The sequence below is a fragment of the Marinobacter goseongensis genome, from assembly GCF_023156235.1.
Classification (GTDB): Bacteria; Pseudomonadota; Gammaproteobacteria; order Pseudomonadales; family Oleiphilaceae; genus Marinobacter; species Marinobacter goseongensis.
The window spans coordinates 83,155-100,282 of the sequence record NZ_JAKZAI010000009.1 but is presented as its reverse complement, the minus strand read 5'-3'; the positions used below and the strand labels follow the sequence as shown (position 1 = coordinate 100,282).

Below are 17,128 nucleotides of genomic sequence, written 5' to 3'. Positions count from 1 at the left end.
ACCTGCCTCGGCAGGCTGAAATGACTCACTAACGACTGAAACAGTTATCTCACTTAACGGAGACTTTGAATGAAATCGATCAAGCTGCTTGTTGCTGCCCTTATTGCGTTCCTGCCGTCACTGGCACTGGCCCAGGATCCGGCCGCCCAGGGCATGGGTGTCATGGGGCAGGTGATCTTCTTTGCGGGCTTTATCCTGATTTTCTACTTCCTGATCTGGCGTCCGCAGTCCAAGCGCGCCAAAGAGCACAAGGCGCTGATGGGTGGCCTGAACAAAGGCGACGAAGTGGTCACTTCCGGCGGTGTTGCGGGTCGTATCACCAAGGTGACTGATGACTTTATCGTGGTTGAAGTGGCCGACAACGTTGAGATCAAGGTTCAGAAAGTGGCCGTTGCTGCCGCTCTGCCTAAAGGCACCCTGAAGGATATCTGAACCGGCACCTCGCCAGTCTGAATTTGCCAAGCCGACTTTTCAGAGCCGGCCCTCCGGGGCCGGCTATAAAGGGAACCCATGCTCAACAAGTACCCGCTCTGGAAGAACCTGATTATCCTGGTCGCACTCGTGATCGGGTTTATCTACGCCTTGCCCAACCTGTTTCCTGACGATCACGCCATTCAGATCACAGGTGCCCGAAGCAGCACCGAGATTAACCAACGCGTTCTCGATCGTGCGCTCGGCGCTATGGAAGCGGAAGGCATTTCCGTGAAAAGCAGCGAACTCCAGGACAGGAACGGGTTGATCCGGGTCCTCGACGGTGATGACCAGCTGAAAGCGCGGCCAATTGTTCAGGAGGCGCTGGGCGATGACTATCTGGTGGCCCTGAATATGGCGCCCTCCACCCCGGACTGGCTGCGCAGCCTTGGCGCAGGGCCGATGAAGCTGGGTCTTGATCTTCGTGGTGGTGTGCACTTTTTGCTGGAAGTGGACATGGTAACCGCCGTTGAACAGCGCCTTGAGGCGTTGTCTGGCCAGATCAAGCGTGAGCTTCGTGAGGAGCGCATCCGCTACCGTGGCGGCGATGTCGCCGGTCGGGAAATCATCCTGAGTTTCCGGGATGAAGAGGCTCGCAGCGAAGCATTCGCCCTGATCCGCGGCCAGTATAACCAGTTCCTGATGGACGAGCAGACCGATGGCGAAGAGCTGAAGATTGTGCTCTCGCTGTCCGAGCAGGCAGTGACCGCCATACAGGACTATGCGCTCGAGCAGAACCTGACCACCATCCGCAACCGGGTCAATGAGTTGGGTGTAGCTGAGCCTCTGGTGCAGCGTCAGGGCGCTGATCGCATCATTGTCGAATTGCCGGGGGTGCAGGATACCGCGCAGGCCAAACGGGTTTTGGGTGCGACAGCAAATCTCGAGTTCCGTCTTGAGGCCCGCCAGGATGCGCCGTCAGCGGAAACGGAATCGTTTGGCTTCCGCGATGAGCCGGGCCGGACGGCCCGCCTGGAGCGGGAAGTGATTGTCACCGGCAATAATGTCTCGAATGCCCAGCAGGCCTTCGATGAGAATGGTCAGCCACAGGTCAATATCACCATGGACTCCGTCGGTGGCGACCTGATGAACCGTGCGACGCGCAATGCCATTCAGCGGCGTATGGCGGTGCTTTTTATCGAGTACAAGACCGAAACCCAACAGAAAGTGGTGGATGGCGAAGTTCAGAGTGTTGAAGAGCGGGTGGTCGAGAAAGGCATCATCAGTCTCGCAACGATCCAGTCAGCACTGGGTGCCAGCTTCCGTATTACCGGGCTGGATTCCATTCCGGAGGCGTCGGAACTGGCGCTCCTGCTGCGGGCCGGTTCATTGGCCGCGCCTATGTACTTCGTTCAGGAGCGTACCATTGGCCCCAGCCTCGGCCAGAAAAACATCGATGCGGGTATGATGTCTGTGGCATTGGGCTTTGCACTGGTGTTGATCTACATGGCGCTCTACTACCGCGGGTTTGGTCTGATTGCGAACGTGGCGCTGACCCTGAACCTGATGATGCTGATTGCCTGCATGTCGATCCTCTCCGCCACGCTGACCCTGCCGGGTATTGCCGGTATTGTACTGACAGTGGGTATGGCGGTAGACGCCAACGTGCTGATCTTTGAGCGCATACGGGAAGAGCTGAAGGCCGGTGTGCCACCGCAATCGGCCATCAATTCCGGCTACTCCCGTGCCTTTGTGTCGATCGTGGATGCCAATATCACCACCTTGCTGGTGGCGGTTATCCTCTTCGCCATGGGCTCGGGGCCGGTGAAAGGCTTTGCGATCACCCTGTGCCTGGGTATTCTCACGTCGATGTTCTCCGGGCTGATGGTCAGCCGCAGCATCGTGAATTTTGTTTATGGCGGTCGCAAGATCGGCAAGCTGTCGATCGGAGGGAAACTGGCTAATGTCTGATACACAGAAGAAGCCTATCGATTTCATGGGAATCCGGAAGATTGCTTCCGTGTTCTCTATCGCTCTGGTCATCATTTCCATTGCCCTGCTGGCCGTGCGCGGTCTCAATCTGGGTATGGATTTCACCGGTGGTACGTCGGTGGAGTTGGAGTATCAGCAAGCGCCAGCCCTGGAAAACGTGCGTCAGACCCTGAACGCAGCCGGCTACGATAACTTTGTGGTGCAGAACTTTGGCTCAGATACCACGGTGCTGGTGCGCATGCGCGAATCCGGCAATGACGAGCTCGCTCGAGAATTGACTGGCGCTTTAACGGCAGACGGCACCGAGCTTGAACTGGTCAGCTCCGAGTTTGTCGGCTCCCAGGTCGGTGATGAACTGAAAGAAGACAGCGGACTCGGCCTGCTGATCGCGTTGGCGGTGGTGCTGATCTATGTCGGCATGCGTTTCCAGTTCAAGTTCGGTATCGCTTCCGTGTTGCCTCTGGCTCACGATGTGATCATCGTGCTGGGCGTGTTTGCGCTGTTCCAGTGGACCTTCGACCTGTCCGTATTGGCGGCACTGCTTGCGGTGATCGGTTACTCGCTGAACGACACCATTGTGGTGGCCGACCGCATCCGCGAAAACTTCCGTAAGCTGAGGGAAGGGGATTCCTGGTTTATCATCAACGAGTCCATTCATCAGACCATCAGTCGTACCATAAACACCTCCGGTACCACGCTGGTGGTATTGATGGCGCTGTATCTGTTCGGTGGCGAAGCCATCAACAACTTCGCCATTGCGTTGATGGTCGGTGTGGTGGTGGGAACCTATTCTTCCATCTACGTGGCAGCGAACATGCTGATGGTGCTGGGCGTGAGTCGCCAGGACCTGATGTTGCCGGCCAAGGAAGGTGCGGAAGATCAGGAAGAGGAAGAGCAGCCACCTGAGTGGCTGAACCGAATGTAATGCCCGGTTCCTGCCCATAAAAAAGCCGCATCCCGAAAGGATGCGGCTTTTTTTGTGGTGGCTGCGATTCAGCCCGCCTCAGCGGGGCAGGCGGCCACGGAAGGGGTGTAGCACTTTCAGTACTTCCCGGAACAGCTTGGGGTTGGCAACCACCAACTGACGAGCCTGGCCCGCGGAGGGGTTTCCGGAGAAATCACCAGTCAGTGCGCCGGATTCCATCGCCAGGGTCACGCCGATGTCCAGGTCTGCCGCCTCAGGGCGGAAGATGATGGCAGCGTCCAGATGGCCGGCAGAGACCCGGGCAATGTCCAGGGCGACACAGCCGGAGGTGCGGAACATGCCGGTTTCCCGTGCGATCACCGAGGCCATCTCACCCCACAGCAGCGGGTCATCGCCGCTGCGGGCCTGATCCAGCAGGTTGCTGGAGATGGCGGCCTTCTGGGCCTGTTTGATTTCGCTGGTCCGCACGCGGCGGCTGTTCAGCGCGGCACCATGGCCGCGACTGGCAGAATATTCTTCGCCGGTGATGGGGTTTACCAGCAGCAGGTTTTCTGCTCGGTTGTTCTTCTTCTGGACCAGTGCGAGGGCAAAATCGGGAATGCCCCGGAGGAAGTTTTCGCGACCCAGTAGCGGAAAGATGTGCCAGCTTTTATCGCTGCCGGCGGCATCGGATTCGCCCATCGGTGCAATGGTGTGGTCTTTGTAGGCTTTTTCGAGCTGCTCGGTGAAGTTGCCGTAGATAGAAGTTTCCACGCGCTCCAGCTGGCTGCGACGCTCCGCGTCGTCTTTGCCATTGGGTTCCTGGCGCTCGAAATGTGCTTTCAGATAGTCAGACCCCTGACGCGCTACGCGCAGAGCCATTTTAATTGCTGGTTGCATCTGAGTGATCATTATCCGGGTGTGTGAAGGTCGCGTATTATAGCAAAAGATAGCCCTGCTTGTATGTTTTTTGCCTTAGCAATGTCACGGATAGCAGCGGGTTTCGGGATGTTCGGAGAGGCAAGGGCGATGTGATATCTGGTATCATTGGAGGCCCGAAACCCATCATAGAGACAACGTTCCATGCACAAGCCGGCACTTCCCCAGGAAGGCACAGACACGTTCCAGGACCAGATTCGCATCGTATTGGTGGAAACGTCCCACTCTGGGAACATCGGCGCGGTCGCCCGTGGCATGAAGAACATGGGCCTGGGTAATTTGTGGCTGGTTAACCCGGCGTCGTTTCCCGATGAAACCTCCTATGCCCGCGCGGCGGGTGCATCGGACGTGCTGGACAAGGCGCAGGTGGTTTCCTCCTTGGATGAAGCGCTGGCCGACTGTGTGCTGGTGATGGGTACCAGCGCTCGCGGCCGCAAAGTGCCCTGGCCGGTGATCGCGCCGCCGGAAGCGGCGGCCAAGGCGGCGGAACACACCCCGGCGGGGCCGGTCGCCCTGGTGTTCGGGCGTGAGAATCACGGTCTGAGCAACGAGGAACTGCAGCGTTGCCATTTTCACATTCATATCCCGTCCAACCCGGATTACAGCTCGCTGAATCTGGCCATGGCGGTTCAGGTGGTGACCTATGAAATGCGGATGCATTATCTGCGGGGACTTGAAGGTGGTGAGGGCAGCCCATACCTAAAGGCCATGACGATGCCCGGCGATGATGGATGGGATGTGCCGCTGGCCCCGGTAAACGATGTGGAGGGTTTTTTCGGGCATCTGGAGCAGGTGCTGGTGGACATTGATTTCCACCGTCGCGAGAATCCGCGGCAACTGATGACCCGGCTGCGCCGCCTGTTCCAGAGATCGAAGCTGGATCAGATGGAAATCAACATTCTCCGTGGCATTCTGACGGCGGTTCAGAAATCCGCGGGAGCAAACACCACTGGCCCGACAGAGACGGCCGGGAACCCCGCGAGCGGGCAGGATAAAGACCATGTTTGAGAGATTGAGGGAAGACGTCGGTAGTGTATTCCACCGGGACCCGGCGGCCAGAAACACTTTTGAGGTGCTGACGAACTATCCGGGTTTGCACGCCCTGTTGTTCCACAGGTTTTCGCACTGGCTGTGGAATCTGGGGTTCAAGTGGCTGGCGCGCACCCTCTCGACGCTTGCCCGCTGGTTCACCGGCATTGAGATTCATCCGGGCGCAACGATTGGTCGGCGTTTCTTTATCGACCATGGCATGGGCGTGGTGATTGGTGAAACCGCCATTATCGGTGACGACGTCACCCTGTATCAGGGTGTGACGTTGGGCGGCACCAGCTGGAACAAGGGCAAGCGTCACCCGACCATCGCAGATGGCGTGGTGGTTGGCGCCGGTGCCAAGATTCTGGGGCCATTCGAGGTGGGTGAGGGCGCGAAGATCGGCTCGAACTCGGTAGTGACCAAGGCGGTTCCGGCCGGTGCCACGGTGGTGGGTATTCCCGGGCGTATCATTGCCAAGCGTAAGCCTGAGGAGGGTGACGAGGTTCGTCGCAAGCAAATGGAAGAACGTATGGGCTTTGACGCATACGGGGTGACCGAGGAAATGCCGGATCCGGTTGCCCGCGCTATGCGCAGTTTGCTGGATCACATGCATGCGGTGGATGATCGCATTGAAAACATGTGCAAGGCACTGCGCAAAGTGAACAGTGAGTACCAGAACGGCGCGTTGCCGCCCCTCCATGAGGAGGATTTTGACTGCGTGCGGGACGACGAACCCCGGGAAAAGTGAATACTTGACTGTTTTGGTGGGTCAATTCATACTCGGCGCTGTGAATTCTGATTCATTCCCTCATCGGGGCTGAGACTATGAAACTGACCACCAAAGGCCGCTATGCCGTTACGGCGATGCTGGATCTGGCCCTTCACGGGGATCACGGGCCGGTCAGTCTTGCGGACATCTCAGCCCGTCAGGAAATATCCCTCTCGTATCTCGAACAGCTGTTTTCCCGACTTCGCCGCCATCAGCTTGTGGTCAGTATTCGTGGGCCAGGCGGTGGTTACCGGTTGAGTCGTGACCCGTGCTCGGTGTTTGTCGCCGAGGTGGTCGACGCGGTGAACGAGTCCCTCGATACGACCCGTTGTGCCAACAAGGGTGATTGCCAGAACGGCGAAAAATGCCTGACCCATCATCTGTGGTCCGACCTGAGCGATCAGATCCATCAGTTTCTCAGCGAAATCAGTCTTGCGGACCTGATGAGGAAGCGGGAAATCCAACGGGTGGCGGACCGCCAGGACCGTCGCCAATCGGACTCTGATTCCCAGACCATCAATACCGAGCGCCTGAACGAACAGACGCCGGCCTGAATCAAGTTACCTCGATACCATGATGAAAAAGCCCGTCTATATGGATTACGCGGCAACCACGCCCGTTGATCCGGCTGTTGCTGCCGAAATGGTCAAATACCTCACCCTTGACGGTGTGTTTGCCAACCCTGCGTCCCGCACCCACGTTTATGGCTGGCAGGCCGAGGCTGCGGTGGAAAACGCCCGTAAACAGGTTGCCGGACTCATTCACGCAGACCCGCGGGAGATCGTGTGGACGTCTGGTGCCACCGAATCCGACAACCTGGCCATCAAGGGAGCAGTGGCGGGCAAAGCATCGGCGCACGTCATCACCTCGGTGATTGAGCACAAGGCGGTGCTGGATACCTGCAAGTGGCTGGAGGGGCAGGGTGTTGAGGTGACGTGGCTGGCGCCCCATCAGGATGGCCGGATCACCGCCGACCAGGTGGAGGCGGCGCTTCGTGACAATACCGCACTGGTCAGCCTGATGATGGTCAACAACGAACTCGGGAGCGTTACGGACATTGCCGCGATCGGCGAGCTGCTCCGCGCCCGCGGTGTGCTGTTTCACGTGGACGCGGCTCAGGCCGCCGGTAAAATTGCGATAGACGTGGGCCGGATGCCCGTCGACCTGTTGTCCTTGTCCGCCCACAAGGTTTATGGCCCCAAAGGTGTGGGGGCGCTCTACGTTCGACGTTCACCGGATGTACGCATCGAGTCCCAGATCCACGGTGGTGGTCATGAGCGGGGCATGCGCTCCGGGACCTTGCCCACGCATCAGATCGTGGGCATGGGTACGGCCTTCGCGCTGGCGCAGGAAAAGCTGGAAGAGGACGTGGCCAGCCTGGAGGCTCTGCGCTCGCAGTTCCTCGAGGGACTGGCCGGTCTTGACGGTATGTCTCTGAACGGCAGCGCCGAGGCCCGGGTTCCGGGTATTGTGAATCTGTCGTTTACCGGGGTGGACGCCGAGTCGCTGATGTTGGGGCTGCGGGAGCTGGCGGTGTCGTCCGGTTCTGCCTGTGCGTCCGCGACCATTGAGCCTTCTTTTGTGCTGCGGGGCATCGGGCTGGACGATGAGCAGGCCCACCGCGCCCTGCGTTTTTCCATGGGGCGTTACACCACCGACGAAGAAATCGAGTTTGCGGTCGCACAAATCATTGAAGTTGTTGGGCGTCTCAGGTCGGTGCGGTAGGCAGTAGCCTCCGGACTGCGTATAATCCCAACCCTGAATTTTCAACCTGAACCATACTGGAGAAATACCATGGCAAATGAGCGCACGCTCTCGATTATCAAGCCCGATGCAGTCGCCAAGAACGTGATCGGCGAAATCTACACCCGCTTTGAAAAAGCCGGTCTGAATATCGTTGCCGCCAAAATGATGCACCTGACCCAGGAGCAGGCGGAAGGTTTTTACGCTGAGCACAAAGAGCGCCCGTTCTTCAATGACCTGGTAGCGTTCATGACCTCTGGCCCAGTTGTGGTGCAGGCTCTGGAAGGCGAAGGCGCCATCCTGAAGAATCGCGATCTGATGGGTGCAACCAACCCGAAGGAAGCCGAAGCGGGCACCATCCGTGCCGATTTCGCCTCTTCCATCGACGCGAATGCAGTACACGGTTCAGACTCCGCGGCTTCCGCTGAGCGCGAGATCGCGTACTTTTTCAATGACAGCGAAATCTGCCCGCGCGGCTGATTCGCTGCCGGGGCGGGTCTGACGGCTCGCCCCGGATTGGTTATCTGATCGAGGTTATGAAATGACAGCGGCCGCTGAAAAAACGAATCTTCTCGGGATGCCGAAAGCCAAGATGGAGGCTTTCTTCGAGATCCTGGGCGAGAAGCGTTTCCGTGCTACCCAGATGCTGCAGTGGATTCACCAGCGGGGTGCTGATGACTTCGATCAAATGACCAATATGAGCAAGGTCCTGCGGGACAAGCTCAAGGCCGTGGCCGAGATCCGTGGTCCCGAAGTGGTTTACGACGAAGTCTCCAAGGATGGCACCCGCAAGTGGGTGATGCGCATGGACAATGGCAACAGCGTGGAAACTGTGCTGATCCCCGACGGTGAGCGCGGCACACTGTGTGTGTCGTCCCAGATTGGCTGCAGCCTCGACTGTACTTTCTGCTCCACCGGCAAGCGCGGTTTCAACCGTAACCTGACTGCGGCCGAGGTCATCGGGCAGGTCTGGGTGGCCAGAAAAGCCTTCATGCCATTCGAGCCGGGCCCCGATCGGCCGATTACCAACGTGGTGATGATGGGCATGGGCGAGCCCCTGCTCAATTTTGACAACGTTGTCGACGCCATGAATCTTATGATGGAAGACCTGGCCTACGGGATCTCCAAGCGCCGTGTGACGCTGAGTACCTCCGGGGTTGTGCCGGCTCTGGACCGGCTGGGGGAAGTTACCGATGTTTCACTGGCCATTTCGCTGCACGCCCCCAATGATGAACTGCGTAACAAGCTGGTTCCATTAAATAAAAAGTATCCGATTGCCGAGCTTCTGGCGGCCACCAAACGGTACTTTGCCCGCCTGCCGGACAAGCGCAAGGCGACCATTGAATATACCGTGATCGAGGGCATGAACGATCAGCCGGAACATGCCCGGGAGCTTGCCGAGTTATTGCGGGATCTGCCATGCAAGATCAATCTGATACCATTCAACCCATTTCCGGAGAGCGATTTCCGTCGGCCCAGCATGAACGCGACCCGTCGTTTTCAGACAATCCTGAACGAAGCCGGTTACATCGCCACCATCCGCACCACTCGTGGTGATGACATCGATGCCGCCTGTGGGCAGCTGGTTGGCCGGGTTGAAGACAGAACCAAGCGAAGCCAACGTTACATCGCGGTGCAGCAGGTCAATCCCTGACCGTTACCAACGTTGTAAAAAATCAGAGCAAGAGGGGTGATCGAACTGTGGCAGTCAATCCAGTGAACAGTATCCAGGCTTTGATGACCGTTGTGCTGGTGATGTTCCTTGCGGCGGGCTGTGTCACGGTGTCCGATAGTCGTTTTTCCCGCGAAGAAGACCGCGAGAAAGCGGTAATGAACTACGTTGAGCTGGCAACGGCCTATATCAGCCAGGGCAATCTGGACCGGGCTCGGAGTCATCTCGACCGTGCCCTCGAGTTATCACCGGATGACGCCGGCGCATTGTCTGCCATGGCACTGCTGCACAACTCCGACGGCGAGCGCAAACTGGCGGAGGAGAATTTCCGCAAAGCCATCGCCAGCGACAGCGACTACACCCGCGGCCGAGTCTATTACGGTGCCTTCCTGTATGGAGAGCGTCGTTTCGAGGAAGCAAGGGATCAGTTCAGAACGGCTGCCGATGACACCAAATATCCGGATCGTGCTTCCATTTTTTTCAATCTGGGAATGAGCGAAGAGCGTCTGGAAGATAACGATGCAGCGATCGATGCCTATCAGCGGGCTGTGGAACTGTCCAGAGGCGACGCGAAGTCTCTGCTCGCTCTGTCCCGTACTCTGCTTGAAGCGGGAGATTACAGTACTGCCTCCCGATATTACGCGCGGCTGTCCGCATTGATGCAGCAGAATTCCCGGTACCGGCACTCTCCCGAGAGTTTGTTGACGGGCATTCGGATTGCGCGCTATTTCGGTGAACGGGATCGGGAATCCAGCTTGGCGCTGCAACTGCGAAATAATTTCCCGGAGTCAGTCGAATACCAACAATACAGGGTGCTGATTTCTAATGAGTAACGAAGAAAACGCCCAGCAGGTTTCCGGAGAGTCGGTAGGCAGCCAGCTCCGACGTGCCAGAGAGCAACGAGGACTGACGGTGTCCGACGTTGCCAATGCGCAACATCTCCGGCTTGCGGTGATCCAGGCTATTGAAAATGGCGAGTACCAGCAAATCGACAGCGAACTGTTTCTCAAGGGCTATGTCAGAGCTTATGCGAAACAGGTCGGGCTAGACGCCGACGCCATCGTGGCCACGCTGGACAGGGAACTGGAGCCGTTTCGACAGCAGAAAGCCGAAGCACTTGAGGCCAACCCGTTGGTGGATATTGAACGTCGGAAGCGCCAGAAACGCCAGGCAGCGAGGGCGTTGATGGTGTTGCTGGTACTCGCCGTGATGGGTGCCCTGGCGTTCACTTTCCTGGGCGATGACAGTGGCGGTAGGGAGGAAGCTGCCACGTCTGGACAGGGCACTGACGACGGCGTCGCCCTGGGTGCGAATGTTGCGCCTGAGGAAGTGGTGGCACCGGAAACAGATTCAGACGCGGCGCCGACGGAGGTTATGCAGGCAGAGCCCGACGCGGCCTCGGAAGGTAATCAGGCCCTTGGTGCCGAACCCGAGCCCGGTGAGCCGCTGAACGACGCGGCGCCGCTGGCTGAGGTCGTGGATGATGAGGACGCGCTGGACGAGAGCCGGATACCGACAGTGACCAGCAGTACCGACCCCGCGCTGACCGAAGAGTCCAGAACCGGTGATCTGCCGGGTACCGGCCGTCTGGAGGTCTCTTTTTCCAATGATTGCTGGGTTGAAATTACGGACGCCACCGGCGTCAGGCTGGCCAGCGGCCTTCGACGGGACGGTGACGTGATTGACGTTTCCGGGCAGGTTCCGCTGAGGGTCGTTATCGGTGCTGTGGACGCCGTGGACGCCATCCGTTTCCAGGGCGAGTCCGTTGAGCTGTCGGATTACCAGGTGGTAAATAACCGGGCCCAGTTTTCCCTGGAAATCTGAACATTCTGAACACACTTATTTTTGGTTAACACCAGATGAAACAGGAATCTCCGATTATCAGACGTAAATCCCGCCAGATCATGGTGGGTGATGTGCCCGTGGGCGGCGATGCACCTATTGCGGTGCAGAGTATGACCAACACCAACACCTGTGATGTGGAGGCCACGGTCGGCCAGATTCAGGCGTTGCAGGACGCGGGTGCCGACATCGTGCGGGTGTCCGTGCCCAGTATGGACGCGGCTGAAGCGTTCGGACAGATTCGCTCTAAAGTGTCCGTTCCTCTGGTGGCGGACATCCACTTTGATCACAAGATTGCGCTGCGGGTGGCGGAACTGGGAGTGGATTGCCTTCGCATCAACCCAGGCAACATCGGCCGGGAAGACCGGGTCAGTGCAGTGATCAGTGCGGCCCGGGATCGCAACATCCCGATCCGGATCGGAGTGAACGCGGGTTCTCTCGAAAAGGAACTGCAACGCAAGTACGGCGAGCCCACGCCGGATGCACTGGTGGAATCCGCCATGCGCCACATTGATATTCTTGATCGCCACGATTTCCAGAACTTCAAGGTCAGCCTGAAGGCCTCAGAAGTCTTCATGACCGTGGCCGCCTATCGCAAGATTGCCTCACAGATCGAGCAGCCGCTGCATCTTGGCATTACCGAGGCCGGCGGTTTCCGTTCGGGCACGGTTAAATCCTCCATTGGCCTCGGTATGCTGCTGATGGACGGTATCGGCGATACCATCCGGGTATCGCTGGCCGCAGACCCGATACAGGAAGTCAAGGTCGGCTTCGACATTCTCAAGAGCCTTCGTTTACGCAGCCGGGGCATTAACTTCATTGCCTGCCCAAGCTGCTCACGGCAGAACTTTGATGTTATCCAAACCATGAACGATCTCGAGGCCCGGCTGGAGGATGTCAATTCCCCGCTGGATGTGGCCATTATCGGGTGCATCGTGAACGGCCCCGGAGAGGCGAAAGAAGCGGACATCGGCCTCACGGGTGGTAGCCCCAAGAACCTGTTCTATATGGGCGGAAAGCCGAACCAGAAGCTGGATAACGCCACCCTGACTGACGATCTCGAGCGTCTGATCCGGGAGGAAATTGCCCGCCGCCGTGAGCAGGAAGACGCCATTATTGCCCGTTCGGGCGAGTGACCAGTCAGCGCGCAATCATTGATTCGAATTTAAGGGTTTAACTTGGCTAAGATTCAGGCAATTCGCGGGATGAATGACATCCTGCCGGAGCAGACACCGATCTGGCAGTTTGTTGAAGGTAAGGTTCGAAAAGTGCTGGCCGGTTACGGTTACCGGGAAATCCGCATGCCTATTGTGGAGCAGACCGATCTGTTCAAGCGTTCCATCGGCGAAGTGACCGATATTGTTGAAAAAGAAATGTACACCTTCGAGGATCGCAACGGGGACAGCCTGACCCTGCGGCCGGAAGGTACTGCTGGCTGTGTGCGTGCGGCCGAGGAACATGGTCTGCTGTTCAACCAGACGCAGCGGCTGTGGTACACCGGCCCGATGTTCCGCCACGAGCGTCCGCAAAAAGGCCGGTATCGTCAGTTTCACCAGATTGGGGTGGAATGCTTTGGCATGACCGGTCCGGATATTGACGCGGAATTGCTGATTCTGACGGCACGACTCTGGAAAGAGCTCGGCCTGACCGCTCATACCCGCCTCGAGATCAATTCGATCGGTACATCTGCCTCCCGGAAGGCCTACCGGGAAGCTCTGCTGGGGTATCTGTCGGGATTTCGTGATCAACTGGACGAGGACAGTCAGCGCCGTCTGGAAACCAACCCCTTGCGTATCCTGGACAGCAAGAATCCGGACACCCAGGCTATTCTGGGCGATGCGCCGAAGCTGGACGAATACCTCGACGAAGAATCACTGGCCCATTTCAGCCGGCTGTGCGAACTGCTGGATGCCGCAGGTATTCAGTACACGGTGAATCCCCGCCTGGTGCGCGGTCTGGATTATTACGGCAAAACGGTGTTCGAATGGATTACCGACAGTCTCGGGGCTCAGGGCACGGTGTGTGCCGGCGGGCGTTATGATGGCCTTGTCGAGCAACTCGGCGGAAAGCCCACGGTGGCAGTCGGATTTGCCATGGGGCTCGAACGCCTGATTCTTTTGCTGGAAACCCTGGGCCTGGTCCCCGAAGACGCAAACAGTGATGCGGACGTCTACGTGACCGCCATGGGTGAACGGGCAGTGGCTGCTGCGTTTGCGCTGTCTGAAACGCTGCGGTCAGAACTCCCGGGTGCCGTCATCGTGACCCACTGTGGTGGCGGCAGCTTCAAGAGCCAGATGAAAAAAGCCGATCGCAGCGGCGCCCGTTATGCGGTCATCCTCGGCGAGAATGAAATCGACAGTGGCACCGCTGGCCTTAAGCCGCTGCGCTCTGACGAGGGTCAACAGGCATTGGCGCAGGCTGAACTGGTATCCACACTCAAACCTTTGCTGGGCGCCTGAACGGGGCAACCGCGAACACTTATAAAAACGTTTATCACAGGAGTCATCATGGCTGAATTGCGGACTGAGGAAGAACAGATTCAGGCGATCAAGGACTGGTGGAAGAAGAACGGCAGTTCGCTTCTGATCGGTATCGGTGCAGCCCTGGCGATTGTCTTTGGCTGGCAGACCTGGCAGAACCATCAGCAAACGCAGCGTACCGAAGCGGCGTCCCAGTTTGCTAATCTGCTCAATGCCTACAGCGATCAGTCTGATGACAACAGTGGCGAAACTGTGGCGTTCGTTGCCGGCAATCTGAAAGAAGAGTTTTCTGACAGTGCCTACGCGGTCTACGGCATGCTTCTGCTGGCCCGTCAGCAACTGATGGATCAGGGCGACGCAGGGGCGGCCGTTGAATCCCTGCAATGGGCTCAAAGCAGGATCGATGACGGCACCGCGTTGTCGTTTGTTATTCGTAACCGCCTGGCCCGTGCCCAATTTGCTGCCGAACAATACGACGAAGCTCTGGCCACCCTGGACGCTGCCGGTGACAACCAGGCATTTGCTTCGATCTACGCAGAACTGCGCGGAGACATTCTGCTGGCCAAGGGTGATCGTGAGGGTGCCAGGGAAGCCTACCTCGCTGCCCGCGAACAGAGTCAGCAGGGCCGCAGCGGCGTTCTCGAGCTGAAACTGTCGGATCTCGGCGTTCAAGGGGGTGCCTAATGCCCTGGTTTTCTGATCGGCCCATTGCCAGTCGTTTTATCGGTGCTGCGTTGCTAGCAACTCTGGTGGCCGGGTGTAGCACGCGGGAGCCTATCGAGGAACCTGCGCCGGTCCCTGAGATCGAAACCACCGTGGAACTCGACAGCGTCTGGACCATGGATGTGGGCGACGGCCACGGGGAACAGTTTCTCTACCTCACGCCCCTGAACACCGGTGAGCTTATCTATGTGGCGGCGGCCAACGGCGACGTATACGCCGTGCAGGCAGAGAACGGCAAGGTTGAGTGGTATCAGGAACTGGACAGGCAGGTGTTTGCCGGTCTGGGCGGTGATCGTGCGCAACTGTACCTGGTGACCCGTGACGCCCAGCTCGTGGCGCTGTCCCGGGATACCGGAGACGTGATCTGGGAAGAGCCGCTGCCGAACGAGGTGCTGGCGATGCCGCAGTCCAATGGCGACATCGTGGTGATTCAGACCACCGACGGTAAAGTGCTGGCTTTTGATACCGCCTCCGGTGAGCTCAACTGGCAGTACGACGGCGTTGTTCCGGTACTGTCGATCCGTGCGGCATCACCACCGCTGGTGGGTAGCGAGCTGGTGCTGGCCGGTTTTGCCAATGGCAAACTGATGGCCTTGTCTGCCAAGAACGGCCAGCCGGCCTGGCAATATGAGGTAGGACAGGCGCAGGGGCGTACCGAGCTTGAACGCCTGGTGGATGTGACCAGCCAGCCACTGATCCTGGAGAATGCGGCCCTGGTGGTCGGTTATCAGGGCAAGCTGGCGCTGGTGGACCTGCGTAATGGCGAGGAAATCTGGAGCCGCAGTGCCTCCAGCCTTCATTCCCCCATGATAGGTGCGGGTAACCTGTACGTTTCCTCTGCCAATGGAGACATCATTGCCTATCAGGGCTCGAACCGCCGTGAGCTGTGGACTCAGGACAGGCTATCGTGGCGCCAGACTACTCAGCCGGTGGTTTACGGTGACTACCTGTTGGTGGGGGATTTCGAAGGTTACATTCATATGCTGTCGCTGGAAGACGGCTCGCTTCAGGGCCAGCTGGAATTTGACGATGAAGGTCTTCGTGTGCCTGCCCAGCGGCTGCGCGATGGCAAGCTGCTGGTGTTCGGGAACAGCGGTAAACTGAGCGTGCTTGAACTCAAGGAAAGCGACTGATCGCCTCCTTCTCCGGGTCCACAAGGGCCCGGATAATCTTTTGTAGCGGAACACTATGACCCCTGTAATTGCCCTTGTCGGCCGACCCAATGTCGGTAAATCGACTCTTTTCAATCAGATGACGCGGTCCCGGGATGCGCTGGTCGCGGATTTCCCCGGGCTTACCCGTGACCGGAAATACGGTGAGGGCAACCATGAGGGGCAGCGTTTCATTGTCATCGATACCGGCGGCCTGACCGGTGACGAAGAGGGCCTGGACGCGGAAATGGCGCGCCAGTCCCTGCAGGCAATCGAAGAGGCGGATATTGTTCTGTTTCTGGTGGATGGCCGATCCGGTTTGATGGCGGGCGACGAGCTGATCGCCAACCACCTCCGCAAGACAGGCAAGCGTGCCCATCTGGTGGTGAACAAAACCGACGGCCAGGATCCGGATATTGCCGCTTCCGATTTTTACAGCCTTGGGTTTGATTCCACCTTCATGATCGCGGCGTCCCATAATCGAGGGATCCGCTCGATGCTAACGCTACTTTTGCCTTCGGAGGAAGAGCGGGAAGAGCAGGATCGGGCAGACCGTTATCCTGGTATCCGTATCGGCATTGTCGGGCGGCCGAACGTCGGTAAATCGACGTTGGTCAATCGTATGCTCGGTGAGGATCGGGTGGTGGTGTACGACATGCCGGGTACCACCCGCGACAGCGTCTACATTCCGTTTGAGCGTCAGGACAAGCAATACACGTTGATCGACACAGCGGGCGTGCGCCGTCGCAAAAATGTGCACGAGGTGGTGGAGAAATTCTCCATCATCAAGACGCTGCAGGCCATTGATGACGCCCATGTGGTGATTCTGGTGATTGACGCCCGCGATGGTTTGATGAATCAGGATCTGCATCTGATCGGCTTCGTGCTGGATGCGGGCCGGTCGCTGGTGATTGCGGTCAATAAATGGGACGGCATGGATCCGGAAGACCGGGCGAGGGTGAAGGAGCAGGTGCAGCGACGCCTCGATTTTCTCGACTACGCCGACAAACACTACATCTCTGCACTGCACGGGTCCGGGGTGGGCGTGATGTACGATTCCGTCCAGGCCTGCTACGACTCTGCCATGGCAAAGTGGCCCACTAACCGGCTTACGGCCATCCTCGAGGATGCCATTGCCCAGCATCAGCCGCCGATGGTACACAACCGCCGGATCAAACTGCGCTATGCGCACCAGGGGGGCTCCAACCCGCCGGTGATCGTGGTGCATGGCAACCAGACCGACGCTCTGCCGGGATCCTACAAGCGTTACCTGGAAAACACTTTCCGCAAGGTGCTGAAAGTGACCGGGTCTCCCATCCGTTTCGAGTTTCGCTCCAGCGAGAACCCGTTTGCCCACAAGGTCGACCGCCTGACGCCACGCCAGAAGGTCAAGAAAGACAACGATATCAAGGCGGGGCGTCGAACCAAAAAGCCCCGGATGAAAAGCAAGAAGCGTTAGGCCTCAAACGA

The 17,128-nt window shown here is 58.3% G+C and carries 17 protein-coding genes; 16 read left to right on the top strand and 1 reads right to left on the bottom strand.

Translation table 11 applies throughout. The annotated features are described in order from the left end of the window. Positions 1-69: 69 nt before the first annotated feature. The 3 genes from yajC to secF all read left to right on the top strand — a co-directional run bounded on the left by yajC (position 70) and on the right by secF (position 3,328). Positions 70-432 (top strand): preprotein translocase subunit YajC, encoded by a 363-nt coding sequence (yajC, locus tag MLC70_RS10030; protein ID WP_248183531.1) that lies wholly within the window; start codon positions 70-72, stop codon positions 430-432. 78 nt (positions 433-510) lie between these two features. Then, positions 511-2,382, top strand: coding sequence for a protein translocase subunit SecD (gene secD / locus MLC70_RS10025; RefSeq protein WP_248183530.1), 1,872 nt, complete (start codon positions 511-513; stop codon positions 2,380-2,382). Further along, positions 2,375-3,328, top strand: coding sequence for a protein translocase subunit SecF (gene secF, locus MLC70_RS10020; RefSeq protein WP_248183529.1), 954 nt, complete (start codon positions 2,375-2,377; stop codon positions 3,326-3,328). Before secD ends, secF begins: the two co-directional genes overlap by 8 nt. Before the next feature lie 78 nt (positions 3,329-3,406). On the opposite strand, the gene MLC70_RS10015 is transcribed toward secF, so the two are convergent. Then, a complete protein-coding gene (locus MLC70_RS10015; protein WP_248183528.1) occupies positions 3,407-4,207 on the bottom strand; it encodes an inositol monophosphatase family protein in 801 nt (266 codons plus the stop codon). A 183-nt stretch (positions 4,208-4,390) separates the two neighbouring features. Between MLC70_RS10015 and trmJ the strand changes: the two genes are divergently transcribed. From trmJ to der, 13 genes are all read left to right on the top strand, one after another. Further along, entirely contained in the window at positions 4,391-5,254 is an 864-nt protein-coding gene (gene trmJ, locus MLC70_RS10010) for a tRNA (cytosine(32)/uridine(32)-2'-O)-methyltransferase TrmJ (RefSeq protein WP_248183527.1), read from the top strand. Then, entirely contained in the window at positions 5,247-6,026 is a 780-nt protein-coding gene (gene cysE / locus MLC70_RS10005) for a serine O-acetyltransferase (RefSeq protein ID WP_248183525.1), read from the top strand. Before trmJ ends, cysE begins: the two co-directional genes overlap by 8 nt. Positions 6,027-6,103: 77 nt before the next feature. Then, the gene (gene iscR / locus MLC70_RS10000) at positions 6,104-6,601 is read left to right on the top strand and encodes a Fe-S cluster assembly transcriptional regulator IscR (protein WP_248183524.1); all 498 of its coding nucleotides are present in this window, start codon (positions 6,104-6,106) and stop codon (positions 6,599-6,601) included. Positions 6,602-6,623: 22 nt separating this feature from the next. Further along, complete coding sequence (locus MLC70_RS09995; protein WP_248183625.1) at positions 6,624-7,772, top strand: IscS subfamily cysteine desulfurase; 1,149 nt, start codon at positions 6,624-6,626, stop codon at positions 7,770-7,772. Between the two features lie 69 nt (positions 7,773-7,841). After that, entirely contained in the window at positions 7,842-8,270 is a 429-nt protein-coding gene (gene ndk / locus MLC70_RS09990; protein ID WP_213476374.1) for a nucleoside-diphosphate kinase, read from the top strand. A 61-nt stretch (positions 8,271-8,331) separates the two neighbouring features. Continuing rightward, positions 8,332-9,444, top strand: a complete 1,113-nt coding sequence (rlmN, locus tag MLC70_RS09985; protein WP_248183523.1) for a dual-specificity RNA methyltransferase RlmN — start codon at positions 8,332-8,334, stop codon at positions 9,442-9,444. An 83-nt stretch (positions 9,445-9,527) separates the two neighbouring features. Further along, entirely contained in the window at positions 9,528-10,295 is a 768-nt protein-coding gene (gene pilW, locus MLC70_RS09980; RefSeq protein ID WP_248183624.1) for a type IV pilus biogenesis/stability protein PilW, read from the top strand. Continuing rightward, complete coding sequence (locus MLC70_RS09975; protein WP_248183522.1) at positions 10,288-11,286, top strand: RodZ domain-containing protein; 999 nt, start codon at positions 10,288-10,290, stop codon at positions 11,284-11,286. Before pilW ends, MLC70_RS09975 begins: the two co-directional genes overlap by 8 nt. Before the next feature lie 35 nt (positions 11,287-11,321). Continuing rightward, positions 11,322-12,440 (top strand): flavodoxin-dependent (E)-4-hydroxy-3-methylbut-2-enyl-diphosphate synthase, encoded by a 1,119-nt coding sequence (ispG, locus tag MLC70_RS09970; protein WP_248183520.1) that lies wholly within the window; start codon positions 11,322-11,324, stop codon positions 12,438-12,440. 42 nt (positions 12,441-12,482) lie between these two features. After that, positions 12,483-13,763 (top strand): histidine--tRNA ligase, encoded by a 1,281-nt coding sequence (gene hisS, locus MLC70_RS09965; protein WP_248183519.1) that lies wholly within the window; start codon positions 12,483-12,485, stop codon positions 13,761-13,763. 48 nt (positions 13,764-13,811) lie between these two features. Beyond that, positions 13,812-14,468, top strand: a complete 657-nt coding sequence (locus MLC70_RS09960) for a YfgM family protein (RefSeq protein ID WP_248183518.1) — start codon at positions 13,812-13,814, stop codon at positions 14,466-14,468. Next, positions 14,468-15,640: an outer membrane protein assembly factor BamB gene (gene bamB, locus MLC70_RS09955; protein WP_248183517.1), complete on the top strand. Its 1,173-nt coding sequence runs from the start codon at positions 14,468-14,470 to the stop codon at positions 15,638-15,640. The genes MLC70_RS09960 and bamB overlap by 1 nt, the downstream gene beginning before the upstream one ends. 55 nt (positions 15,641-15,695) lie before the next feature. Continuing rightward, positions 15,696-17,117, top strand: coding sequence for a ribosome biogenesis GTPase Der (der, locus tag MLC70_RS09950; protein WP_248183516.1), 1,422 nt, complete (start codon positions 15,696-15,698; stop codon positions 17,115-17,117). Positions 17,118-17,128 lie beyond the last annotated feature (11 nt).